The sequence below is a fragment of the Rhodococcus sp. 06-462-5 genome (assembly GCF_002258315.1).
Lineage (GTDB): Bacteria > Actinomycetota > Actinomycetes > Mycobacteriales > Mycobacteriaceae > Rhodococcoides.
The window spans coordinates 18,073-39,716 of sequence record NZ_NOYD01000011.1 but is presented as its reverse complement, the minus strand read 5'-3'; the positions used below and the strand labels follow the sequence as shown (position 1 = coordinate 39,716).

The 21,644-nt window shown below is 66.1% G+C and carries 23 protein-coding genes; 9 read left to right on the top strand and 14 right to left on the bottom strand.

All coding sequences use genetic code 11. The features are described 5' to 3' along the window. Positions 1–10: 10 nt before the first annotated feature. The 3 genes from CH251_RS05675 to CH251_RS05665 are packed head-to-tail and all read right to left on the bottom strand — an operon-like array spanning position 11 to position 3,115. Complete coding sequence (locus tag CH251_RS05675) at positions 11–523, bottom strand: DUF2771 domain-containing protein (protein ID WP_094612288.1); 513 nt, start codon at positions 521–523, stop codon at positions 11–13. Next, entirely contained in the window at positions 520–2,280 is a 1,761-nt protein-coding gene (locus tag CH251_RS05670) for an MFS transporter (protein ID WP_179273519.1), read from the bottom strand. The genes CH251_RS05675 and CH251_RS05670 overlap by 4 nt, the downstream gene beginning before the upstream one ends. Before the next feature lie 4 nt (positions 2,281–2,284). Then, positions 2,285–3,115: a glutaminyl-peptide cyclotransferase gene (locus CH251_RS05665; protein WP_373454921.1), complete on the bottom strand. Its 831-nt coding sequence runs from the start codon at positions 3,113–3,115 to the stop codon at positions 2,285–2,287. 41 nt (positions 3,116–3,156) lie between these two features. On the opposite strand from CH251_RS05665, the gene CH251_RS05660 reads away from it, so the two are divergent. From CH251_RS05660 to CH251_RS05650, 3 genes are read left to right on the top strand one after another with little or no spacing between them, the layout of a single operon-like run. Beyond that, entirely contained in the window at positions 3,157–4,224 is a 1,068-nt protein-coding gene (locus CH251_RS05660; RefSeq protein WP_094612286.1) for a DUF3027 domain-containing protein, read from the top strand. A 23-nt stretch (positions 4,225–4,247) separates the two neighbouring features. Next, positions 4,248–6,950, top strand: a complete 2,703-nt coding sequence (locus CH251_RS05655) for a sacsin N-terminal ATP-binding-like domain-containing protein (RefSeq protein ID WP_256978854.1) — start codon at positions 4,248–4,250, stop codon at positions 6,948–6,950. Continuing rightward, positions 6,940–7,491: a phosphatase PAP2 family protein gene (locus CH251_RS05650; RefSeq protein ID WP_179273518.1), complete on the top strand. Its 552-nt coding sequence runs from the start codon at positions 6,940–6,942 to the stop codon at positions 7,489–7,491. The genes CH251_RS05655 and CH251_RS05650 overlap by 11 nt, the downstream gene beginning before the upstream one ends. Here CH251_RS05650 and CH251_RS27400 read toward each other — a convergent pair. Beyond that, a complete protein-coding gene (locus tag CH251_RS27400; RefSeq protein ID WP_155289340.1) occupies positions 7,460–7,603 on the bottom strand; it encodes a hypothetical protein in 144 nt (47 codons plus the stop codon). The two genes, CH251_RS05650 and CH251_RS27400, sit on opposite strands and share 32 nt — an antisense overlap. 141 nt (positions 7,604–7,744) lie before the next feature. Then, positions 7,745–7,984 (bottom strand): DUF2530 domain-containing protein, encoded by a 240-nt coding sequence (locus CH251_RS05645; RefSeq protein ID WP_373454920.1) that lies wholly within the window; start codon positions 7,982–7,984, stop codon positions 7,745–7,747. Between the two features lie 83 nt (positions 7,985–8,067). Here CH251_RS05645 and CH251_RS05640 point away from each other — a divergent pair, with 83 nt between their 5' ends. The 3 genes from CH251_RS05640 to CH251_RS05630 are packed head-to-tail and all read left to right on the top strand — an operon-like array spanning position 8,068 to position 11,329. Continuing rightward, positions 8,068–9,519 (top strand): NCS2 family permease, encoded by a 1,452-nt coding sequence (locus CH251_RS05640; protein WP_094612283.1) that lies wholly within the window; start codon positions 8,068–8,070, stop codon positions 9,517–9,519. A 52-nt stretch (positions 9,520–9,571) separates the two neighbouring features. Further along, entirely contained in the window at positions 9,572–10,000 is a 429-nt protein-coding gene (locus CH251_RS05635) for a MarR family winged helix-turn-helix transcriptional regulator (RefSeq protein ID WP_037188786.1), read from the top strand. Between the two features lie 57 nt (positions 10,001–10,057). Next, the gene (locus CH251_RS05630) at positions 10,058–11,329 is read left to right on the top strand and encodes an MFS transporter (protein WP_094612282.1); all 1,272 of its coding nucleotides are present in this window, start codon (positions 10,058–10,060) and stop codon (positions 11,327–11,329) included. Between the two features lie 7 nt (positions 11,330–11,336). Here the strand turns inward: CH251_RS05630 and CH251_RS05625 are convergent, their stop codons facing one another. Genes CH251_RS05625 through CH251_RS05605 form a run of 5 tightly spaced genes read right to left on the bottom strand, consistent with a single transcriptional unit; the run spans position 11,337 to position 15,070 of the window. Next, the gene (locus tag CH251_RS05625) at positions 11,337–11,942 is read right to left on the bottom strand and encodes a response regulator transcription factor (RefSeq protein ID WP_094612310.1); all 606 of its coding nucleotides are present in this window, start codon (positions 11,940–11,942) and stop codon (positions 11,337–11,339) included. A 38-nt stretch (positions 11,943–11,980) separates the two neighbouring features. Beyond that, on the bottom strand, positions 11,981–13,102 hold the full coding sequence (locus tag CH251_RS05620; RefSeq protein ID WP_094612281.1) for a sensor histidine kinase: 1,122 nt from the start codon (positions 13,100–13,102) through the stop codon (positions 11,981–11,983). Between the two features lie 38 nt (positions 13,103–13,140). Further along, positions 13,141–13,914: an ABC transporter permease gene (locus CH251_RS05615; RefSeq protein ID WP_094612280.1), complete on the bottom strand. Its 774-nt coding sequence runs from the start codon at positions 13,912–13,914 to the stop codon at positions 13,141–13,143. Beyond that, a complete protein-coding gene (locus CH251_RS05610; protein WP_094612279.1) occupies positions 13,911–14,846 on the bottom strand; it encodes an ABC transporter ATP-binding protein in 936 nt (311 codons plus the stop codon). Before CH251_RS05610 ends, CH251_RS05615 begins: the two co-directional genes overlap by 4 nt. Next, positions 14,843–15,070 carry a hypothetical protein gene (locus tag CH251_RS05605; RefSeq protein ID WP_179273517.1) on the bottom strand — a complete coding sequence of 76 codons (228 nt, stop codon included), beginning with the start codon at positions 15,068–15,070 and terminating at the stop codon, positions 14,843–14,845. The genes CH251_RS05610 and CH251_RS05605 overlap by 4 nt, the downstream gene beginning before the upstream one ends. A gap of 80 nt (positions 15,071–15,150) precedes the next feature. Here CH251_RS05605 and CH251_RS05600 point away from each other — a divergent pair, with 80 nt between their 5' ends. After that, positions 15,151–16,566, top strand: a complete 1,416-nt coding sequence (locus tag CH251_RS05600; RefSeq protein WP_256978852.1) for an MFS transporter — start codon at positions 15,151–15,153, stop codon at positions 16,564–16,566. Here CH251_RS05600 and CH251_RS05595 read toward each other — a convergent pair. After that, positions 16,547–17,746 carry a GNAT family N-acetyltransferase gene (locus CH251_RS05595; RefSeq protein WP_094612277.1) on the bottom strand — a complete coding sequence of 400 codons (1,200 nt, stop codon included), beginning with the start codon at positions 17,744–17,746 and terminating at the stop codon, positions 16,547–16,549. The genes CH251_RS05600 and CH251_RS05595 overlap by 20 nt on opposite strands. A gap of 117 nt (positions 17,747–17,863) precedes the next feature. On the opposite strand from CH251_RS05595, the gene CH251_RS05590 reads away from it, so the two are divergent. Beyond that, complete coding sequence (locus CH251_RS05590; RefSeq protein ID WP_094612276.1) at positions 17,864–18,667, top strand: RNA methyltransferase; 804 nt, start codon at positions 17,864–17,866, stop codon at positions 18,665–18,667. After that, positions 18,664–18,933, top strand: coding sequence for a DUF2537 domain-containing protein (locus tag CH251_RS05585; protein ID WP_094612275.1), 270 nt, complete (start codon positions 18,664–18,666; stop codon positions 18,931–18,933). The genes CH251_RS05590 and CH251_RS05585 overlap by 4 nt, the downstream gene beginning before the upstream one ends. 106 nt (positions 18,934–19,039) lie before the next feature. Here the strand turns inward: CH251_RS05585 and CH251_RS05580 are convergent, their stop codons facing one another. From CH251_RS05580 to CH251_RS05570, 3 genes are all read right to left on the bottom strand, one after another. Beyond that, complete coding sequence (locus CH251_RS05580; RefSeq protein WP_256978856.1) at positions 19,040–19,792, bottom strand: hypothetical protein; 753 nt, start codon at positions 19,790–19,792, stop codon at positions 19,040–19,042. Positions 19,793–19,884: 92 nt separating this feature from the next. After that, positions 19,885–20,784 (bottom strand): septation protein SepH, encoded by a 900-nt coding sequence (gene sepH, locus CH251_RS05575; protein WP_094612273.1) that lies wholly within the window; start codon positions 20,782–20,784, stop codon positions 19,885–19,887. A 112-nt stretch (positions 20,785–20,896) separates the two neighbouring features. Further along, complete coding sequence (locus CH251_RS05570; RefSeq protein ID WP_094612272.1) at positions 20,897–21,568, bottom strand: rhomboid-like protein; 672 nt, start codon at positions 21,566–21,568, stop codon at positions 20,897–20,899. Positions 21,569–21,644: the final 76 nt, after the last annotated feature.

Sequence of the window (21,644 nt, the reverse complement as noted above, 5' to 3'; positions counted from 1 at the left end):
AGGGAGCGACCTACGGGCGCGTGCCGATCGACCAGATGGCGTGGCTGACGAAGCCCTCCTGATTGGTATCGGTGTCGATGATGCCGGTGGGCAGACGAACTTCGATCCCCAGCAGGGTTCGGTCGTTGTCGTCCGTGGTGGGCACCGTGACGCTGAGCCTGGTTCCGGGTTCGTTGAACTCGCTGTTCTCGACGACGTTGCCGCTGTCGTCGCCGTAGACCATGGCGAGTACCCACGGTGCCGAGTAGACGGCCTCGGGGAGTGAGAGCTGCACCGTCGGGGCTTTGCCGACCCGAATCTCGGTGGTCTCTCCCACGTTGGTGCACAGCGGGTCGCTGACGGCGCAGTACAGGTACGGCTCCACGTCGACGGCCCGGCCGTTGGAGTACGCGGCGACGGTCGGCTCCTTCTCCGGTGCGTTTCCGATCAGCAGGGCGAGCACTGCAACGAACGCGACGGCGACGACGAGCAGACCCGTGGCAGTCAGGGCGGCGATCTTCTTGGTGCGGGGAGCGAGATTCACTTGGTCACGTTTTCGCCGAAGGAACCGTCGGACACTTCTTGTTCGACGTGGTCGGGGCGGTTGCCGCCGAAACCGGGTAGAAGCGATCTGCCGCGATAGGTGAGGAATGTCTGCACGAGCCCGATCGTAAGCAACACCGAGACCACCGTGAAACCGAGCCAGTACTCGGTGGGGAGCAGCACGCCGAGCGTGCCGCCGAGGACCCAGCACAGCTGCATGACGGTTTCCGAGCGGCCGAATCCCGACGCGATCGACTCCGGCGGCAGATCGGCCTGCAGGGACGCGTCGAGGGAGACCTTGGCGAGCGCACTGGCGCTCGATGCGACGAGCGCGGCCACCGCCGCGGTGAGCAGGCTGTCGGTGATCGCCGCGACGACGGCCACCACCGTGACGGCGATGGTGCACCGCAGGACCACCAGGGACGGCCGACCGAGCTTGATCCTGGCACCGAGCGCGTTGCCCGAGAAGTTGCCGAGACCGGCGGCGGCTCCGACGAGTCCGAGCATCGCGGCCTGCTGAAGCGGCTCGTGCTCGGTACGGGACTTGGCGACGAACGCGATGTAGAGCGTCAGGAAGCCGGTGAGAATTCGGATGGTGCCGTTGCCCCACAGACCGACGATGACCGCCCGGCCGAGGGGCTGTCTGCGGTTCTTGGTGCTGCTCGACGTCGGCGGGGACGAGGCCGTGCGGCGGAGGTTCTCTGTCGGAGCGCCGCTTCCGGCGTAGTCGCGTCCACCGTGCTGATCGGCGTGGTAGCTCAGGGTCGCAGGCACTTCACCCTCGGTGATCTCCACCCAGGACGGAATCCTCATGCTCAGGTAGGCACCGAACACGGTGATCGCCGCGACGAACCACAGGGCGCCGGGGGAGTCCGCGACGAACGCGATACCGCCTGCGATTGCACCGGCCGCGATGGTGCCGCCGAGCAGACCGAACACCGTCAGACGGGAGTTGACCCGAACGAGGTCGATCTCCGGCGGCAGTACTCGCGGCGTCACCGCGCTCTTGAGCACCGCAAAGGACTTGCTCAGGACGAGCATGCCGAGCGCGGCCGGATACAACACCCAGCTGTCGAAGTTGAAGACCAGCACCACCGCCAACACGGTGCGCAGCCCGAAGGACGTGGCGAGCGCGATGCGTCGCCCGTGCTGCAACCGATCGAGCAGCGGTCCGATGAGCGGCGCGATCAACGCGAACGGCGCGATGGTGATGACGAGATAGAGCGCCACCTTGGTCTTGTCCTCACCGGTGGCGGCCGAGAAGAAGAGCGTGTTGGCCAATGCGATCGCCAGCGCGGCGTCCGAAGCGAAGTTGGCCATGGTCGCGTAGGTGAGTGCCGTCAGACCGGACTTGTCGGCACCGTCGGCTTTCGCGGCTCGCTGGAACGATGCGATGCCCTTGCCGGTGAGTTCGCGTCCGCGCATGGCGGCGACGCGGGTGACGGTCAGCTTCTTGGGCATCGGCGGCGGCTTGCGTGCGCCGGACTTGCCGCGCGCTGCAGTGATCTGCTCGGTCCGCGGCGGGTGCAACGGCGGCAACGGCTGACGCCGACTCGGGACATGGGTCGACGTGAGGGGAACTGCGGTCGGGTAGTTCGCCAGACCGGGGTGCTCGAGCGGGTCAGGAGCGGAGCCTGCGGAGTGACCAGGTCGGTCAGGAGCATCGTTCTGCTCGGGGTCGTGAGCGGAGCCTGCGGAGTGATCCTGTTCTGAATCGTCCGCACCCGGTGGGGTGTGGGGGAGACGTGGATCGGTCACGTGGTCAATTCTGTCCTACCGGCGCGGTATCGGTGAATCGCACCTCGAAGATCTTGGGCCAGAATTTGCCGGTCACGAGGAACCGGTCGGTGCCGGGGATCTGCGCGATGCCGTTGAACACGTCGGCGCCGCCGCGTTCGGAGGCCGACATCGAATTCCACAGTGGTGTGCCGTCGATGACCGCGGTCACCGCGCCGGTTGCCGGGTCGATACGCATGATGTCGAACGTCTGCCACACGTTGGCGTACACCGATCCGTCGTCGGCGCATTCGAGTTCGTTCAGACGCTCCACCGGATTGCCGTCGAGCGTGACGTCGACGGTCGACTCGACATCGAACGACGCGGGATCGCGGAAGGTGAGGGTGGACGAGCCGTCGCTCATCACGAGGCGGTCGTCCGGACTCTGCGTGCACAGCCCCCAGCCCTCGCCGTCGTAGTTCACTCGGCGTCGCTCGGCGAGGGTGTCTCGGTCGCGGGCGATCGCGACGCCGTCCTGCCAGGTGATCTGCCACAGGGTGTCGCCGTCGACGGTGATGCCTTCGCCGAACAGGTCGGCCGGCAGGTCGACGCGATCGAGTTCGGTCATGTTCTCGAGCGATGTCCGCCTGACGAACGAGGAGCCTTCCAGCCCGGTGCCTTCGTAGAGCACGTCGCCGTCGATCTCCAAGCCCTGGGTGAAGGCGTCCTTGCCGCGGTCGTATTCGCGCACGACCTCGGTGGTCAGCGTCGGAACCGAGTCGGACGTCACCGGGGTCGGTTGCGTCGTCGACGAGCAGGCGGTGGCTGCCAGTACCGAGGTGAGGGCGGCGACGAAGGAGCGGGCGCGGGCGGTCATTGCACCCATGATGGCAGCCCGAACTGGGCGTCACCGAGTCGATGCGGCAAACTGAATGTGTGAGTTTCGTATCTTCTCCAGAGCTCGATTCCATCCGCCCCGTCTTGGCCGATGCCGTGGACCTCGCGCGGCAGGCTCTGCTCGACCTGGGAGAGGGCGGTGTCGGCGAGTACCTCGGGGTCACCGCCGAGGACGCCAGTGCGGCCACCCACCGGTTCGCCAGCGACCTCCAGGGGTATCGCGGATGGCAGTGGGCCGTCGTGGTCGCCGCCCCGGAGGACGCGGATCACGCCACGGTCAGCGAGCTGGTTCTGCTTCCGGGCCCCGACGCCCTCGTGGCACCGACCTGGGTGCCCTGGGACGAGCGCATCCGTCCCGGCGACCTGGGACCCGGCGATCTGCTGTCTCCGCGTCAGGACGATCCGCGGCTCGTGCCCGGGTACGTCCTGTCCGGTGACCCTGCCATCGACGAGGTGGCGGGCGAGATCGGTCTCGGCCGAACCAAGGTCACCAGCCTCGAAGGACGCCTCGACGCCGCCCAGCGCTGGCACGACGGCGACTTCGGTCCCGATACCGAGATGGCCAAGGCTGCGCCGTCGACCTGCGGGCTGTGTGGCTTCTACCTCCCCATCGCCGGCTCACTGTCCGCAGCTTTCGGGGTGTGCGGCAACGAATTCGCGGCCGACGGACACGTGGTGCACGCCGAATACGGCTGCGGAGCGCACTCCGACACCGAACTCCCCTCCGGAGCCGGATCGCCGCAATTCGAGCCGTACGACGACGCAGCACTCGACGTCATCGCATCGCCGGTTCCTCCGGCCGAGCCCGCTGCTGAGGCCGAGACGGTCGACGGCGTCGAGACAGCCGGCAGTGTCGAGACAGCCGTCAGCGTCGAGACAGCCGACAGTGTGGAATCGGCCGATACCGTCGAGCCGTCCGACACCGTCGAGACGACGGAAGAGGCCGAGGCTGCCCCGGCAGAGTCTGCGGCCGAGGTCGTCGAGTCCGACGACGTCGCTGCGTCCGACGAGGTCGACGAAGTCGCCGACGATGCAGCGAGTGCTACCGATCCTGCTGCGCAGGAAGAAGCTTCGGCATCTCCGAGCTGATCGATCCGTTCGATACCGGGTCGTTGCGGGAGTCGATTCTCGCAGCGTGGGGCTCGTCTCCCACCCGGCTTCGGGAGGATTCGGCGTCCGAGTCCGATCTGGTGCGCGGGGGCTACCGCGACCGGCTGTTGACCGAGCTCGCACAGAATGCGGCGGATGCTGCGCATCGCGCCGGTGTTCCGGGCCGGCTGGCCGTGTGGACCGACGCCGCCGGTGCCGTGCACGTGGCCAATACCGGTGCTGCGCTCGATGTCTCGGGTGTGCACGCGTTGACCGCGTTGAGGGCGTCGGGCAAGACCGCTGCGGATTCGGGCGTCGGGCAGTTCGGAGTCGGGTTCACCGCCGTGCGTTCGGTGTCCGACGAGATCGAGGTGCGATCCCGCAACGGCGGCGTGGCGTTCAGCGGGCGCCGCACGCTCGAGGCGTTGCGTGAGCGAGGCATGCCCTTGCCCGATGCCGGCGTTCCGGTGCTGCGGCTCGCGTGGCCGGTCGACGCACCGCCCGCCGATGGGTTCGATACCGAGATCGTGTTGACAGTGCGAGCCGACGTGGCTGTGGATTCTTTCGCCGCAGGCTGTGCAGACGAGGCGGTCGACCTGCTGCTCGAACTGGAGGCGTTGAACTCCATCGAGATCGATGGTGTCGTGATCGACTGCGTCAGAACCGATCTCGACGACAGCAGCGCCGAGATCGTGATCGGATCGCGAACCTGGCGGCAGTTCGTCACCCCGGCTGCCCGCTGGCTCGCTCCGGTCGTCGACGGTCTGCCCGTTCCTGCGCCGCCCGATGTGTTGCGCGCTCCGACTCGCTCGGACGAGCTGATGTCGTTGCCCGCGTTGGTCATTGCCGATGTACCGATGCAACCCGATCGGCGACGCGTGTTGCCGGGCGTCTCGTTCGACGCGGTAGCGCACGGATACGCGGACTTCGTGGCCTCGCTACCCGCCGAATCCAGGGTGTCGTTCGTGCCCGAGGTCGGATTCGCACGCAGCGAGGTCGACGGCGCACTGCGTGAGCTGATCTTCCGTCGATTGTCCAGTGCGCCATGGCTTCCCGGTGCCGACGGACACGACCTCGTGCCCGAGCGGGCGTACGTCGTTGCGGACGCCACCGAGGAACTCGTCTCGGCGCTGCTCGATGTCGTACCGAATCCGGTCGACGCATCACTGTCCGGTGCGCGGCATGCGTCGGCGCTCGCGGCCGTGGGTGTCCACCGGATCGGGTTGGCGCGGCTGGCGGAGATGGTCGGTGGGCTCGATCGCGAGCCGAGTTGGTGGCGACGACTGTTCGACGCGCTGGCCTCACTCGTGGTCGACGGAGTGGCTGCGGAAGAGCTTGCTGCACTGCCTGTTCCGCTCGCAGACGGTCGTACGGTGACCGGTCCGCGGACGACGGTGATCGGCTCCGATGCCTCGGCTGCGGTGACATGGGTCCGGTTGGTGCACCCGGATGCGGTGAGTCCGTTGCTGACGCGGCTGGGTGCCCGCGAGGCGACTGCGACCGAACTGCTCGGCGACCCGGCGCTCGAGGCGGCTCTGGACGATCTCGACTGGGACGAGAGCGAGGAGGTCGACGGGCTGGTCTCCGCCGTGCTCGCGCTGGCGGGAGAGGCGGGCGAACTACCGGGTTGGCTCGGCGGCCTGCCTCTCGCGGACGACGAGGGCGAATTGCGCAGCGCCGACGAATTGTTGCTTCCCGGAGCGCCGTTGGCGGATCTGTTGGTGGAGGATTCGCCGTTCGGCGTGGTCTCGACTGCGGTGGTCGACAGGTTCGGTGAGCGGGCGCTGCGAGCAGTGGGCGTCGGGTGGGGTTTTTCGGTGGTGCGCGACGAACTGCCGACCGGGCCGGATCACGATCTCGACGACGAGTCGGCGTGGTGGTCGGGTCTGGCCGAGGAGCCGGAGACGCTCCTCGCCGTCCGGGATCTCGACCTCGTCCGATCGGACGGATGGTCGGAGGCCCTGGGCGTGCTACTGGACGATCCGAGTACCGCTGCGGCACTGGGCGATCGCGACGGCTACACCGCGTGGTGGCTCAGGCGTCATGCGCGACTGCATGGTTCGCGTCCGATGGAGTTCCGGGCACCGTCGGACGAGACGTTCGCCGGGTTGCTCGATCCACTGGATCATCCGCGTGCCGACGAACTGCAGGCGGTGCTCAGCGCGCCGATCTGCGAGAACGCCGATACTGCTCGCGTGCTGCTGGCAGCGCTGTCGGATCCACAGCGGAGTCCGACGCCTGCAGTGATCGCGCGAACCCACACGCTCATCGCCACCGCTGTCGCAGAGAGACGCATCGAGCTGTCGGACATCGATCCACCGGATCGCGTCCGCACGCTCGGCGGCGCTGTGGTCGACGCATCGGATGCGCTCGTGATCGACGCCCCGTGGCTGGCGAGCGTGGTTCCATCGGAAGTCGCCGTGCTCTCGGACATGGCCACCGCTGCGGCGCTGGCCGATGTTCTCGACGTCAGGCAAGCGTCGGAGGCGATCAGCGGAGAAGTGCTCGGGACCGGACGCGTCAGCTCGTGGGATCGCGAACCCGGAGCCGTGTTGGCCTGTGCCGTAATGAGATTGCCGCTGCCCTCAGGAGGGGTGGTGGTGCATCGCGAACTCGTGGTGCGGTTGTCCGGTGATGTGCGCGGAGATCGAGCAGTGCCGTGGTGGGTGACCGCCGACGGAACTGTCCACTGCACGGAGAGTTGGGAGCGACCTCGTGGGGTTTGACGGTGTGATCCTGGAGTGGATGGTCGACCATCGAGTCGGGTGGGTCACGACGATGTTCTGGATCATCACCACGGTGGGCAACACGGTATCGATGTTTCTGCTGTCCACGGTGGGCGTCGTGGCTCTGCTTCGCGTCGGACGCAGATCGGATGCCGTTGTGGTCGCGGGCTCGATGCTGACCGGGTGGGGGCTGATGAATGCGCTCAAATTCGCGTTCGCGCGGGAGCGACCACCGATTCCGGAGCGGCTGGTGGATATTGCGAGCCATTCGTTTCCGTCCGGCCACGCGATGATGTCGATGTTGCTTGCCACGGTGGCGATCGCGGTGATGCTGCGATCGCCGCATCCGTGGCTGCATCGGCCGGTACTGCTCGTACTACCTGTGGTCGCGTCCCTGCTGATCGGATTCTCTCGGATCTACCTGGGTGCGCATTGGACCACGGACGTGCTGGCCGGCTGGGTGTTCGGTGCCCTGTGGGGGCTGGGGTGGATCTGTGCCGTCAGGCTGATCAGCGCGAGAAATCCGAGCGCTGAGCGATGACGAGCAGCTCGTCGCGCATGGCCGGGCTGGAGACAGCGTTGGCGCGTGCGTAGAGGGCGCGGAGCGAGCGGACGTGGTTGCGACGGTTGCGGTACTGAGAGACGAGCTTCATGGCCTGGCTTTCGTGGATCTAGTGGTTATCTGAACTGACATAACCCATGGTCCACGTTAACTTTGTGTTACTCAACCGGCTGACGGGTTAGTTTGCCCACGTCAGGGGACATGTGGTGACCGGGCTAACGTGATCCTGATCTCAATCGAGGCCGCGTTGGGCGGTTTTGCTCCCGCGACGTGACGCCGCTCTCTGCATCAGGAAGATTCCGAACCCTACGGCACCCACGGCGATACCGGACCAACACGTCGCCAGAGCGTCGCCGCCCCGATCTCCGGTGGCTGTGAACACCACCAGCGCGATGATCCAGCCGAGGATGCCGATCGCCAACACCGGCACCGGATCGGTGAGGCTGCGCGGAATCTGGGGGAGTTCGGCCACGAAATTCAAGCTACGCCACTGTGATGGTCTCGGCTGCGCCGTTGCGGTTACCCAACTGCTTCGGCGTGCTTTATCGTTCGCTCATGCAATTGTCGTCGCGGCTACTCGACAACTACTTCAAGATCACCGAACGCGGCTCGACGGTCGGATCCGAGGTTCGAGGTGGCGTGGTCACCTTCGTGGCCATGGCCTACATCGTCGTCCTCAATCCGCTGATCCTGGGCAGCTTCTCCGCCGACGACGCAGCGGCCAAGACCGATGTGCTCGGCAACATCCTGCCGGTCGCCCAGGTCGCCGCCGTGACGGCGCTGGTGGCCGGGTTCATGAGCATCGCCTTCGGCATCGTCGCGAACTACCCGTTCGGGATCGCGGCGGGACTGGGCATCAACACGTTGCTCGCCGTGACCATCGCACCGCAGGTGACGTGGCCCGAGGCGATGGGGCTGGTCGTCATCGACGGCATCATCATCGTGCTGCTGGCAGTGACCGGATTCCGCACGGCGGTGTTCAACGCGATCCCGGCCGAACTCAAGGCCGCGATCGCCGCAGGTATCGGCGCGTTCATCGCCTTCATCGGGCTGGTCGACTCCGGCTTCGTGCGCCGTATCCCCGACGCCGCAGGCACGACGGTTCCCGTCGGGCTCGGTATCGACGGGTCCATCGCGTCGTGGCCGACCGTCATCTTCGTGTTCGGGTTGTTGCTGATGGGTGTGCTGGTGGTCCGCAAGGTGCGTGGCGGTCTGCTGATCGGCATCGTGGTCACGACGGTGTTGGCGGCGATCGTCGAGGCTTTCACCGACGTGGGTCCGTCGAACGGCGTCGACCCCAAGGGCTGGAACCTGTCGGTCCCGCAGCTGCCAACGGAGCTGATTCAGTCTCCTGATCTGTCCCTGGTGGGCAACGTCGATCTGTTCGGTGCGTTCACTCGTATCGGCGTGCTCGCCGCGAGCCTGCTGGTGTTCACGCTCGTGCTCGCGAATTTCTTCGACGCGATGGGCACGATGACGGGTCTGGGCAAGGAAGCGAAGCTGGACAAGGACGGAAAATTGCCGAACATCGGCAAGGCGCTGGTCGTCGAGGGGGCCGGAGCGATCGTGGGCGGCGGTGCGTCGGCGTCGTCGAACACCGTGTTCGTCGAATCGGCGTCCGGAATCGCCGAGGGTGCGCGTACCGGACTGGCCAACGTCGTCACCGGATTGCTCTTCCTGCTGGCCATGTTCTTCACCCCGCTCACGGCCGTCGTTCCGATCGAAGCGGCTGCTCCGGCGCTGGTCGTGGTGGGTGCGCTGATGATCGGGCAGGTTCTCGACATCGACTTCCGCCGCTTCGATTACGCGCTTCCCGCCTTCCTGACCATCGTGGTGATGCCCTTCACGTACTCCATCGCCAACGGGATCGGCGTCGGTTTCATCACCTGGGTCGTACTCGCGGTCGGTTCGGGTCGGGCGAAGTCGGTCCATCCCCTGTTGTGGATCGTCGCGTTGTTGTTCGTCGCATATTTCGCCGTCGGACCCATCACCGAGGCGGTTACATGACGCGTGGTCGGTACCTAGGCGTATTCTCTGCGCTGTGACGTCGGGAAACGTAGTGAAGGACAATCGGGAATTGGCAAGCGACCTGTCGCTTGCGGTGGTGAGGCTGACTCGCCACCTTCGGGGTAGGCGAGTGGACTCGCAAGTCTCGCTCACTCAGCTGTCGGCTCTGGCCACGCTGAGCCGGGAGGGCGATATGACACCTGGTGCATTGGCCGCGCGGGAGAAGGTCCAGCCGCCCTCGATGACTCGGGTGATCGCATCGTTGGCCGAACTCGGTCTGGTGGCGCGCACGCCACACCCCACCGACGGGCGGCAGGTGATCGTCTCGCTCTCTCCGGCCGGTCGCGAGCTGATCGCCGACGAGGCCAGTGCCCGCGAAGCGTGGATGACCGCGCAGCTCGCAGGCCTCGGACCCGAGCAGCTGGACACGCTCCGTGACGCGGTGACGATCATCGGAGCCCTCGTCAGCGACTCCGAGTAGTTACCTAGGTTTATTATTTGAACGGTGGCCCCTGCTTCCCGTACATCCGGCTCGACGATGTTCGCCGCCCTGAAGACTCACAACTACCGATTGTGGGCATCGGGGCAGATCGTCTCGTTGGTCGGCACCTGGATGCAGCGGGTCGCCCAGGACTGGCTCGTTCTGACGCTGTCCGGCGGCAACGGCTTCGCCGTCGGCATCGTCATGGCCCTGCAGTTCGGGCCGACGCTGTTCCTCTCGGTCTGGGGTGGGGTCCTGGCAGACCGCTACGACAAGCGCAAGCTACTGATGATCACCCAGGTCTTCGCCGCGGTATGCGGTCTGGTGCTCGGCGTGCTCGACGTCGGGGGGATGGTCGAGCTGTGGCACGTCTACGTCATCGCATTCATCCTCGGCTGCTCGTCCGCGATCGACGCTCCGGTGCGGCAATCGTTCACGATCGAGATGGTCGGCAAAGAGACCCTCGCCAATGCGATCGCGCTGAACTCGATGACGTTCAACATGGCGCGCATCGTCGGACCTGCCGTGTCAGGAGTACTGATCACCCTCGTCGGCACCGGCTGGGTGTTTCTCATCAATGCCGTGTCGTTCGCGGCGGTCTTCGGTGCGCTCGTGGCGATGAACGTCGGTCAGCTCTTCCGCGTCGAACCTGCCCCACGAGCCAAAGGGCAGGTGCGGGAGGGCTTTCGGTACGTCTGGGGGCGCGGTGACCTACGAGTACTGCTGGCCACGGTCTTCATGGTCTCGACGTTCGGCCTCAACTTCCCGCTGAGTCTGTCGGTGTTGGCGCGCAACACGTTCGGTAGCGGAGCAGACGCCTACGGTCTGCTCTCGACAACCCTGGCAGTGGGCACGTTGGCCGGAGCGACTCTCGCTGCGCGGCGAGCGAGCGCGCCGCGCCTGCGGCTCTTCATCGGTGCCGTCATCGCATTCGGAGCCTTCGAGCTGATCGTCGGATTGATGCCCAACTACCTGCTCGTCGCACTTCTGTTGATACCCACCGGTGCCCTGACGTTGACGTTCACGACGTCGGCGATGAACATTCTGCAGATGTCGGTGCCGTCCGACATGCGCGGACGCGTGATGGGCATCTACATGCTGTGCTTCCTCGGCGGCACTCCGCTGGGCAGTCCGGTTCTCGGTTGGCTCGCCGACGCCCTGGATCCGCGGGCACCGTTGCTGTTCGGCGGGGTCATCTCCCTGGCGACCGGCGTCTTCGCGGCCGTGTATCTACTGCGGCACAACAATTTGCGGATCACCGTGGTGCCGCCCGCAGACGGTCACCGGCTCCCCACCCTCGACACCGTGGCCGTGAGCACGAAGGTGTGACGGTCGGTCAGATCCAGCCGTGGCGTCGGGCGAGAGCGCAGGCCTCGTGCCGGTTCGCTGCACCCAGTTTCGCTGCGGCAGCGGACAGGTAATTGCGGGTGGTGCCGGGCGAAAGATGGGCCCGCCGTGCGATTTCCGCGATCGACGCGCCGTCGGCGGCGAACTCGAGCACGTCGGCCTCGCGCGGTGTGAGGGGCGAGTCGCCGGCTCCGATGGCTTCCGCGGCCAGCGTGGGGTCGACGTAGCGCCCGCCGCCGTGCACGGTGCGCACCACTTCGGCCAGGGTCGCCGCCGAAGTGGTTTTGGGGAGGAACCCGCGCACGCCCGCTTCGAGCGCCTTCTTGAGGTAGCCCGGCCGACCGTGGCTGGTGACGATGATCGACGCGCAGGAGGGCAGCGTCTCGGCGATCTTCTGGGCCGTCTCGATGCCGTCCATCCCGCCCATCTGCAGGTCCAGCACTGCCACGTCGGGGGTGAGCGAGGCTGCGACGATCAGCGCCTTCTCGCCGGAGTCGGCTTGCCCCACGATCTCGATGTCGTCCTCGAGATCGAGCATGGTCGCCAGCGCCGCCCGAATGAGATTCTCGTCGTCGGCCAGCAGAACTCGGATCATGATGTCGTCCTTATCGGGTCGTTCCGCGGGCTCCACTCCTACCTCATGTTCTCGGTCGGTAGCGCCGCTGTGAGGGTGAACTCGTCGGTGGTCTGCTCGGTGTCCAGGGTGCCGCCGACGGCGACCAACCGTTCTCGCAGTCCGCTCAGGCCCGTGCCGTCGTCGCGGCCGGACGATGCTCTGGGCTGATCGTTGATCAATCGAATGCTGCCTGCGCTCAGCTCGATCCGGCAATAGGTGGCCGCGGAGTGACGCAGAATGTTCGTCACACCTTCACGGACCACCCAGGCGGCGGCCTCGGCCGCGCGTTCGTTCAGGATCGAGGTTTCACCGACGAGCTCGGTGGCGATGCCTGCGGCGGACAGCAGGGATCGAGCGCCGTCGAGTTCCGAGGCCACATCGACCGATCGATAGCCGCGTACCAGCCTTCTCGCGTCGGCCATGGATTCCTGGGCCAGAATGCGGACCTCGTCCATCTGGGCGGCCGCTCGATCGTCGCCCCTACGCGCCAGTGTCGCGGCGAGTTCGCTCTTGACCGCGATGGCGGACAGTGCGCGGCCGACGACGTCGTGCAGATCTCGGGAGAATCGCAGCCGCTCCTCGGCAACCGAGAGCGCGGCAGCAGCGTCGCGGGTGGCATCGAGTTCGGTGACGATACGCAGCAGCCACGCCGACAGTTGGACGGTGAAGGCCATGAAGGCGACGAAGAGACCGAGCACCAGAGTTTGCACTGCCGGGGTTCCCAGAGCTGCCGCCAGCCCAGCCGCGGCCACGGCCGCCGCCAGGCACCACCGCAACGGGATCAGCGTCGCGACCGCCGTGGTGACGAGCACGGCGGCCCACACTGCATCGTTCGTGGTTCCTCCGGCAACCAGTACAACAGCGGCGACCGCCACGATCGCCAACGGAATTCGTGGGCTGGCCTTGGACTCGCCGCCGAGCGCGGGGGTGCGCTGCACGACCACGAAGGTAGCTGCGGCACAGACTGCCACGGCCGCCATCGACAGATAATCGTCGAACTGCAGCGACGTCAGCATCGCAGCGACGGCAACACCGACGGCGATCAGCAGAAAAGACTGGCGGGTGTAGACGCGCACCTTGTCCACTGCACTGCTGTCGTTCCAGCCGTGCAGTGGATTGAGGTACTCGTGCAGCTTCATGATCTCCAGCCTTGCAGACGGCCGACGACAGGAGCGAGCTAGGACCGCGGTTCCCAGCGGAAGTGCGTGCGGGCGATCAGGAGGCTGCCGACGATCCAGGCGAGCATCACCAGCAGTGGCATTCCGGCTTCGGCGAACGTGGCGGCGAAGCCCATGGACGCGTCGCCGGGCGTGGTGGTGCCGAACCAGCCCAGGTCGAGCAGGTCCGAGACCGCGGCCATCGGGGTCAGCTCGATCACCCTGCTGAACGAATCCGGGAGGGCGTCGCGCAGCAGTGAGGAGCCGGCCATGGCAACCAGGATCACCGGCAAGCTGGTGATCTGCGCGGCCTCTGCATTGCGGGTGAACGCCGAGGTGATCAGTGCCAGGGCAGCGAACAGTGCAGCACCGCCGAACAGAGCCGCCACGACCAGTAGTGCGTTGGTGGGAACGGGTCCGCCGAAGGCCAGTACCACTGCGCCGACGATCAGGCCGAGAACGACGGTGAGGATCAGCGAGGGGATTGCCGGTCCGAGCAGAATCTGCACATCCGAACTCTCTCCGGTGCGAAGTCGCTTGAGTACCAACTCGTCTCGACGCGTGGCGTAGACCGAGAGCATGTTGTAGTACACCATGAACACCAGCAGGAACAGCGCGAAGATCTCGAGCGCAGCTCCGACGCCCGCATCGGTCAATCCGTCATCGCCGCGGCTGCCGACGATCAGCAGCGCGATGGGGAAGATCAACGGCATGACGATCGCGTTGAACAGCAGTACTCGGTTGCGTCCGAGCAGTGTGAACTCTGCTCGTGACAGTGCGGTCATCGTGCTCATGCGCTCATCACCTTCGTGTGTGTGAAGTCCGGATTGTCGAATTCGTCTGCGATGGAGAGGAATACGGTTTCGAGCGATGCCGCTCGGGCGTCGAGACCGTGCAGGGTCACTCCGTTGGTGCGGGCCCACACGAGCAGGTCGGTGAGCGTGTCCTGTACCGAGGACGTCTGGATCGAGATGGTGTCTCCCGAGACATCGATGGACGTACCGGGCAATGTCGGCAGCGCCGTGCCGGGGGCCTGCAGTTCGATCTTCGCCGGATGGTCGGCGACCACCTCGTCGACCGTTCCGCTACGAACGACCCTGCCGCGGTGCATGATCGCCAGCCGATCGCACAGTGACTCGGCCTCGTCCAGGTAGTGCGTCGTCAGCATGATCGTCACGCCGGAGTTCTTCAGCTCCTGGATCAGACGCCATGTGTTGCGGCGACTTTCGGGATCGAGTCCGGTGGTCGGCTCGTCCAGGAACAGCACTCGCGGACGGCTGATGATGGCGCACGCCAGATCCAACCTGCGCTGCTCACCGCCCGAGAGAAACTTCACCCGGGTATCGGCACGGTCGGCCAGGTCGACGCGTTCGAGGACCTCCGCCGTCGGCAGCGGATTGCTGCAGGTACCCGCCCACATCCGCAGGCTCTCCGCGGTGGTCAGATCCTGGGGCAGGCCGCCCTTCTGCAGCATGATGCCCAGAGACGGTCGCACCTTGCGGCGGTCGGACACCGGATCCATTCCCAGAATCCGCACCGTGCCCTCGCTCGGCCGCGAAAGTCCCTGAATCACTTCGAGAGTGGAGGTCTTGCCGGCACCGTTGGTTCCCAGCAAGCCGAACAGCTCACCCTCCGCGACCTTCAGATCCAGCGCCTTCACGGCCTCGAAAGCGTTCTTGCCCGAACCGTAGCGGCGAGTCATGCCACTGACTTCGATGATGGTCATGATTGCTTCTCCCAGTGCCGGAGTCCGATGACGAACCGCACGCCCATGAAGGCGACGATGACGCCGAGTGCGACGAACGCCGGGAGCGACGTGCCGACGATCGCGAACAACACGGCGATGATCGCGAGACTGATGACGATGACGACGATCTCACGCGCCATCGTCGGAGCCGGCCCGAGCTCCATGAGATCGGTGAACAGGTTTCCTTCGTCTGGTTGCTTCATGACTACGAGTCTGCTGCGCCCGAACCACCGAAAACAGTGCGGCGCATCATGACCTGAAGTGACACCGTCACAGTCCAGCCATGACAAAAGTCATGCGCGTACCGGTACGACGGCTGTTCGGCTCGCTCGAACCGAGAGCGGTACGGCCGCCGGCCGGGTACCTTCGGCTCGTGAATCGCACCGGGTCGGCGAGCCCCGACCGTCGTACGCAGATCCGCGCCATCCTGGCCGGTTCGGTGCCGAACCTGGTGCAGTGGTTCAACCTGTATCTCTACGCGACGTTCGCGCCGTATTTCCGGACCGAGTTCTTCGATCCGGCTTCGACCGATTCACTCGTGTACGTCTACGGACTCTTCGCTTTGACCTTCGTCGTACGCCCGCTCGGCTCGTGGCTGTTCGACAGGCTCGCGGACGTGCGAGGTCGACAGTTCGCTCTCGTTGCGGCAGTCACGCTGATGTCGGCCGGATCGGTTGCCCTGGCGGTCACTCCCACGGTCCACGACATCGGTGCCTGGGCAGCGGTGATCCTCGCGGTCGTCAGCATCGTCCAGGGCATCGCCACCGGCGGCGAATATGCGGCGGCGACGGTGTTGCTGTCCGAGTCGGGCACGCGCGGGCATCGCGGATTCTTCGCCTCGTTCCAGGCCGCGACCATCGTCGGCGGCCTCGTGCTCGCGCAGACGTGTCTCCTCGTGCTGCTCGCGAGCACCGACCGTGCGGCAATCTCCGAGTGGGGCTTTCGACTCGCGTTCGCCGCGGGCGGCGCGGCCGGCCTGGCGTCGCTGTGGTGGGCGCGCGGACTCGATCGCGCGCCCCGTGAACCGACGGCACCGCAGGCGGACCGAGACGCCACGATGGGGGCGCTCTTTCGGGAGCACTGGCGTCCGCTCGTCTGGGTGTTCTTGCTGACCGCGGGAGGGAGTGCGGCGTTCTACACCTACACGGTCACGGTTCCCTCGATCGTTCGCGAGACGTTCTTCGCTGCGGACGGCGCCAGGGGCGAGCTCATCGCGACCGGTCTCGTGCTCGCGGCCTTCGTGGTGCTGATGGTGCTGCAGCCGGTCGGCGGCGCACTGAGCGACCGTATCGGTAGAAAGCCTCTTCTCGTCGCGTTCGGGGCGCTGGCGATACCGGCCACCGGCACACTGGTGCTGGCCACCACCCGGGTGACGTCACCGCCTGCGGTGTTCGTCATCCTGGTGAGTGCGTTCGTCGTTCTCACCTGCTACCTGTCGGTGAACGGCATCGCCAAGGCCGAGGTGTTCCCCGCACACATTCGTGCCCTCGGCGTCGGCTTCGGCTACGCCGTGGCGAACTCCCTGTTCGGGGGCACGGCACCGTTGATCTACCACGCCACCAGCGGCCGTGGCAGCGCCGACTTCATCCTCTATACGACGGTGCTGCTCTCGGTGACGCTGTGCGCAGCCCTGTGGATGCGGGGTGGCTCGGCCACCGCGCTCGATGCGCCGAAGAGTCCTAGAAACCCCAACCCATGACGGCCGGGCGCGCAGTTCCGAACGTCAGGTCGAGTGCGTGCAGTGAACCGTCGTTGCGTGCGGTGAGGCGGTTGGCCGCGGCGAACAAACGGGCTCGGTGGGTGCCGAAGTAGATGCTGGCGAGCACGTCGATGTCGAGTTCGATGTCCGGTTCGGATTCGACCCGCGTGCAGGTGGCGCGGCCGTCGGTCACGGTCAGCGAGTAGGTGCCGCCCGCATCGAGGAAGGGATCTCGCACCGCGATGATCAGCGAGGTGTCGAGAGCGTAGGTGCGAGCCTCGAGCGCTGCCTCGACGTGCATGATGCGGCCCCACAGAGCGTCGTGGTGAGCCGTGACCTTCGGTAGCCGATTGTTGGTCAGCAGGAACGGCAGTGCTTCGTCCCGTGCTTGCCGTACCTCGATGGTGTCGACCAGGTCCACTCCGACGAGTATCTGCCACAGCGCGGCGTACGCGTCGTCGGTCACCGCGATGAATTCCTCCACCACCACTCGGCTCGGGTTGCGTCCGCGTCGATAGGCGACGTATCCGTCGGGATGAACGACGAAGAACAGAGCCGTCAGCCCGCCGCGTCGGTTCTCGCGGTCGGCGAAGAACCGCTCCCAGCGGATCGGCGGCTTGGGCTGAGCGCCTGCGGTCTGCTGCTGCCAGCGGTGGTAGATGTCGGGAAGCAGTTCGGCGGCCTCGGTCGATTCGATCAGCCGCACACCGGTGGCCGGGGGAGCGTCCTTGCGGAACTGCGCGAATCGACGATCGATCGAGACGCTGATCTCCTCGGTGACCGGTCCGTATCCGAAGCGTCCGTAGATCGTCGCCTCGCTGGCCGTGAGCAGCGAGAGCGGTGCGCCCGCGTCGTTCAGGGCGCGGTGCTGCTGGGTGAACATCGATCGCAGGATGCCGCGTCGACGATGCGTCGGCGCGACCGAGACCCAGGAGACTCCGGACGCCTCGACCTGGGCACCACCGGGAACGGTGACCGACATCGGGAAGTGCATGGCCACACCGACCGGGGTCTCGCCGTCCCACGCCAGGTACACGTGCTCGGACTGAGTCAGGATCTGCGTCTCGGCCAGGTCTTCGGCGTTCTGGTGCTCGCCGAATGCGTGGGCGTCGAGCAGCGCGACGGCATCCCAGTCGTCGTCGGTGGCGGTGCGGATGGTGATCGATTCGTCGGTAGTCATCGCTCTTTACTTTTCCATACAGGTGTGGAGCCCGCGGAACGACCCGAAAAATCTGCCATACAGAAGCAGGCCTTCGCCGACGGAGTCTCGAAATCGGTCGGGTGACAAGATGAGCACGTGGTGCATGTAATCGACATCGACGACCCATCGGACACGCGACTGGACGATTTTCGCGATCTCAACTCGTCGGATCGGCGGCCCGACCTGCCCGAGGGCAAGGGCCTGGTGATCGCCGAGGGTGTGTTGGTTGCGCAGCGCCTGCTGACCTCACGATTTCCGATGATCAGCCTGCTGGGCGTGGACCGACGGCTCGACGCCTTGCGCGACGATCTCGTCGATTCGGATGTTCCGTTCTACCGGACCTCCGCGGAGGTGATGGCCGAGGTCGTCGGCTTCCATCTCAATCGTGGAGTGTTGGCGGCGGCGAACCGGCCACCGGCCCTCGATCTCGACGAGGTGTTGGCCGATGCGAAGACTGTGGCGATTCTCGAGGGCGTCAACGATCACGAGAATCTCGGGTCGATGTTCCGCAACGCGGCAGGCCTCGGAGTGGATGCGGTGCTGTTCGGGGCCGCGTGCGCGGATCCGCTCTATCGACGTTCGGTGCGGGTATCGATGGGGCACGTGCTGCGGGTGCCGTTCGCCAAGGTGCCCGAGTGGCCGCGCGGCCTCGAGCGCGTTCGCGCGCATGGTTTTCAGCTGATCTCGCTGACGCCCAATCCGGCGGCGGTGTCGTTGGCGGCGGCGATGACGGGGGAGAAGGTGGCGTTGTTGCTCGGTGCGGAGGGTCCGGGTCTGACCGAACATGCCATGCGCGCCACGGACATTCGCGCGCGCATTCCGATGGCTCCCGGCACCGATTCGCTCAATGTGGCCACGGCCGCTGCGATGGGGTTCTACGAACGCGTGCGCCTGACGTGACCGACCACGACCCGAGCGTCCGCTGGACCGGAGTCCCGATCGCCGTGATCTCGGCGGCGCTCGTGGGGGTGGCACTGACGACCTTCGGTCTGGAACTGGCCAGAATTCATCCGCTGCTCGCGATCGGTCTGAACATCATCGTCGTCGCGGGTGCGGCACCGACGGTCATGCGGTGGCTCGCGATACCGGTGTGGCGCTGGGCCGTGTACGGAGCCGGTATCGGTTCCATTCTGAGCTTCGTGGCACTGGCGGCGCTGGCGTTCTGACGTTCGCCGGGCAACAGGTGCGGGCAGGGTTGCGCACTACCGGCGACAATCGGCGGAAACCCGTCGACAGGCGGTCGTTGCGTGCAACGGTGCCCGCCCCGAGCCGCTATTTGCGCGAGAACCAACGCTTCTTCGGCCGCGGTGCCTGCTCCTCGGGGGCGTCGGGCATCGGTTCCTGTGCGGCGCGGCCGTTCGAGCTCTGGTTCGGTGGTGGCGGCTCCTGCCCCGGAACGTACATCGTGAAGCCGCAGACCGGCAGGGTGTTCGGATCGAATTCGTCCGCGTGGGGAGCGCCGGTGTAGCGGAATCCGAGCCACTCGGCGTTGGCCGCCTCGGCGAATTCCTGTGGGTGGAACGGCAGCGACTGCGGATCCGGCATCACTCCGGGGGGATAGATCAGCGGATGCTCACCGGCCCAGAAGGATCGCTCCCACACCAGTGGCAGGCCCGCGTCCTCGTAGATGTACACCGGGGTGGCGCTGAAGGATCGGCGGAACTCGCCGCGCTCCCAGTACGCGAACGCACCCCACGCGTGTTGGGGATCCGAGGCGACGAGGTAGGTGTGCTCGGACGCCAGAGGGCGAGTGAAGGATTCGGGAAGCGTCGACGGTGTGGGCACCGCGAGATTGGACCCGCAGACCACGGTGACGCCCGGGTAGCAACCGATGAAGACGTGATCGTCGTCCACGCCCGCCGAAGTCGATATCGGACCCTGTCCGAGGGGCACTGCCGTCAGGTGGGGGTACAGACGTCCGACGAGTGCGCTGGCAGCATTCCAGTCCGAGGTGGTGGCCTCTCGGAGTACCGAAATGGGATCCGGTGCGTCCACGTACCAGATCGTTGATACTTTGGCCCCCACTACCGGCACCTCTCTCTCCGTTACCTCCTGGGAAGCCTACGGTGTGAGCGTCGGCGGTTCTGCACCGCGCGGCACATCGGTCACATCAGAACTCAGTTGTGACCGCTGCTGCGAACGCCGAGCAGGACGTCCTCCCACGACGGCATGGCCGGCTTGCCGCGCTTGTCCTTGCCGCTGGTGTGACCGGCGGCAGGCTTGGGTGCGGGCCTGGGCTCCCTGGCCACCGGTTCGCGTGGCTGCTCGGGCTCGGGAGTCGGCGCATCGTCCAGCTCGACCTCGATGGTCTCGGCGTCGATTTCGCTGTCGGCGGTGGTGCCGTAGTACTCGTCGAAGCTCTGCTGCGAGGCATCGTCGTCGGAATCCTCGGCGGACGTCAGTGCGCGCACCGGTGCCAGACCGCGCAGTTGGCGTCCGAAGTCGGGATCGATCAGTTCGTGTGCGGTGTCGTCGAGTGGCGCGATGGTGCCGCCGTGGCCGTCGGGCAGGAACTGCCAGTGCGCCTTGTTGGTGGTGCGGCCCGCCTGCCACTTCAGCTGCGCGACCCACTTGTTGTCCTCGTCGCGCCAGGCGTCCCACGCCGCGTCGTCGAGATTGTGGCCGCGAGCGCGGAAGGCGAGGGTGACGATCTCGAGCAGGGTCTGCACGGCCGGGCCGTCGTGGCGCAGCGGATGACCGGCCTGAGCCATCGACGCGGCCTGCGAGCGTTCGAGCAGCACCGGGTGAGCGAACACCTCGACGCGACTGATGGCCATTCCGGAGTCGGCGGCAACCTGTTCGATGGTCGCTCCGCTGCGGATACGGGCCTGAATTTCTTTCGGCCGAAGCAAGCTGTCCATTTCGATCTCAATCTGTCCTAGTCGAGCGATGTCACCGCGAGAGGCCGCGCGGAGCTTGTCGTCGGCTGGAAGCCGGAATCTGTCGCCGGTCTTGGGATCTGCGCACACGACGAACTTTCCGTCGGCCTCGAGACCCACCACACGTAAGTCTCGCACCTTGACCTCCTCATCGCGCCGGCTCGCGATACCGTCGAATTCGAGCCTAGTTCACCTGCCGTATTCGGTGGGTGTTCGACACGCATCGCTTCTGCCGACGATCGTTTCCCTCTCAGAGGGTAGACAGCTGCGGGCTCGGCTGCACCCATTCGGTCGATCTTCCGCCAATTGTTTTGTGGGACAACGTCGATGCGTCTCTGCGAAGGTAGAGGACGCCCAGGCCGAAGCCTATGGTCAGGGCGATCGCGTGCCCGACGGCGGTGAAGGACGGGTCCGATACTCCACTGATCGCGACGACGCCGATCCACAGTGCAGCCCAGCCTGCACGCCACGGCATCGGCAGGTACCTGATCATCGACCCTGCGACCGCCGCTGCCGCGTAGCTGACACCGACGTCGACGGCCATCGCCAGCGAGTCCGCGAGCCAGTCGTTGTGAATGCCGATGAGCAAGCCGACGGCCACCAATGCCGTCGCACCGAGGTGTCCGGCGCTGAAGGTCAGCAGAAAGCGTCGCCAACCGGAGATCCACTCGGCGACGGCGAACAACAGAGCGACCGCGGCCAGCCACAGCCAGTTCACCCGTCCTTCGGTGAGAAAGACGCTCGTGACGAGTGTGGCGAGGTGGCCGTCGGTCAGATTGTGCAGGTTGGTACTCGCCGCGTGCAGCACGTGCCAGCGATCGTGCGGGCCGATCTGGCCGAGCGCTACCGTGCCTGCCACCGCGAGTGCGCAGTAGACCAGTGTCACGCGAATCCGCAGCGCTGATGCCAGGAGCCTGTACATGCGAGCGCTCCCTCCGAGGTCGTTACGCTTGCTTACTTGATAGCAAGTGTAGGCCTCGAAGGGAGCGCTGGAGCTG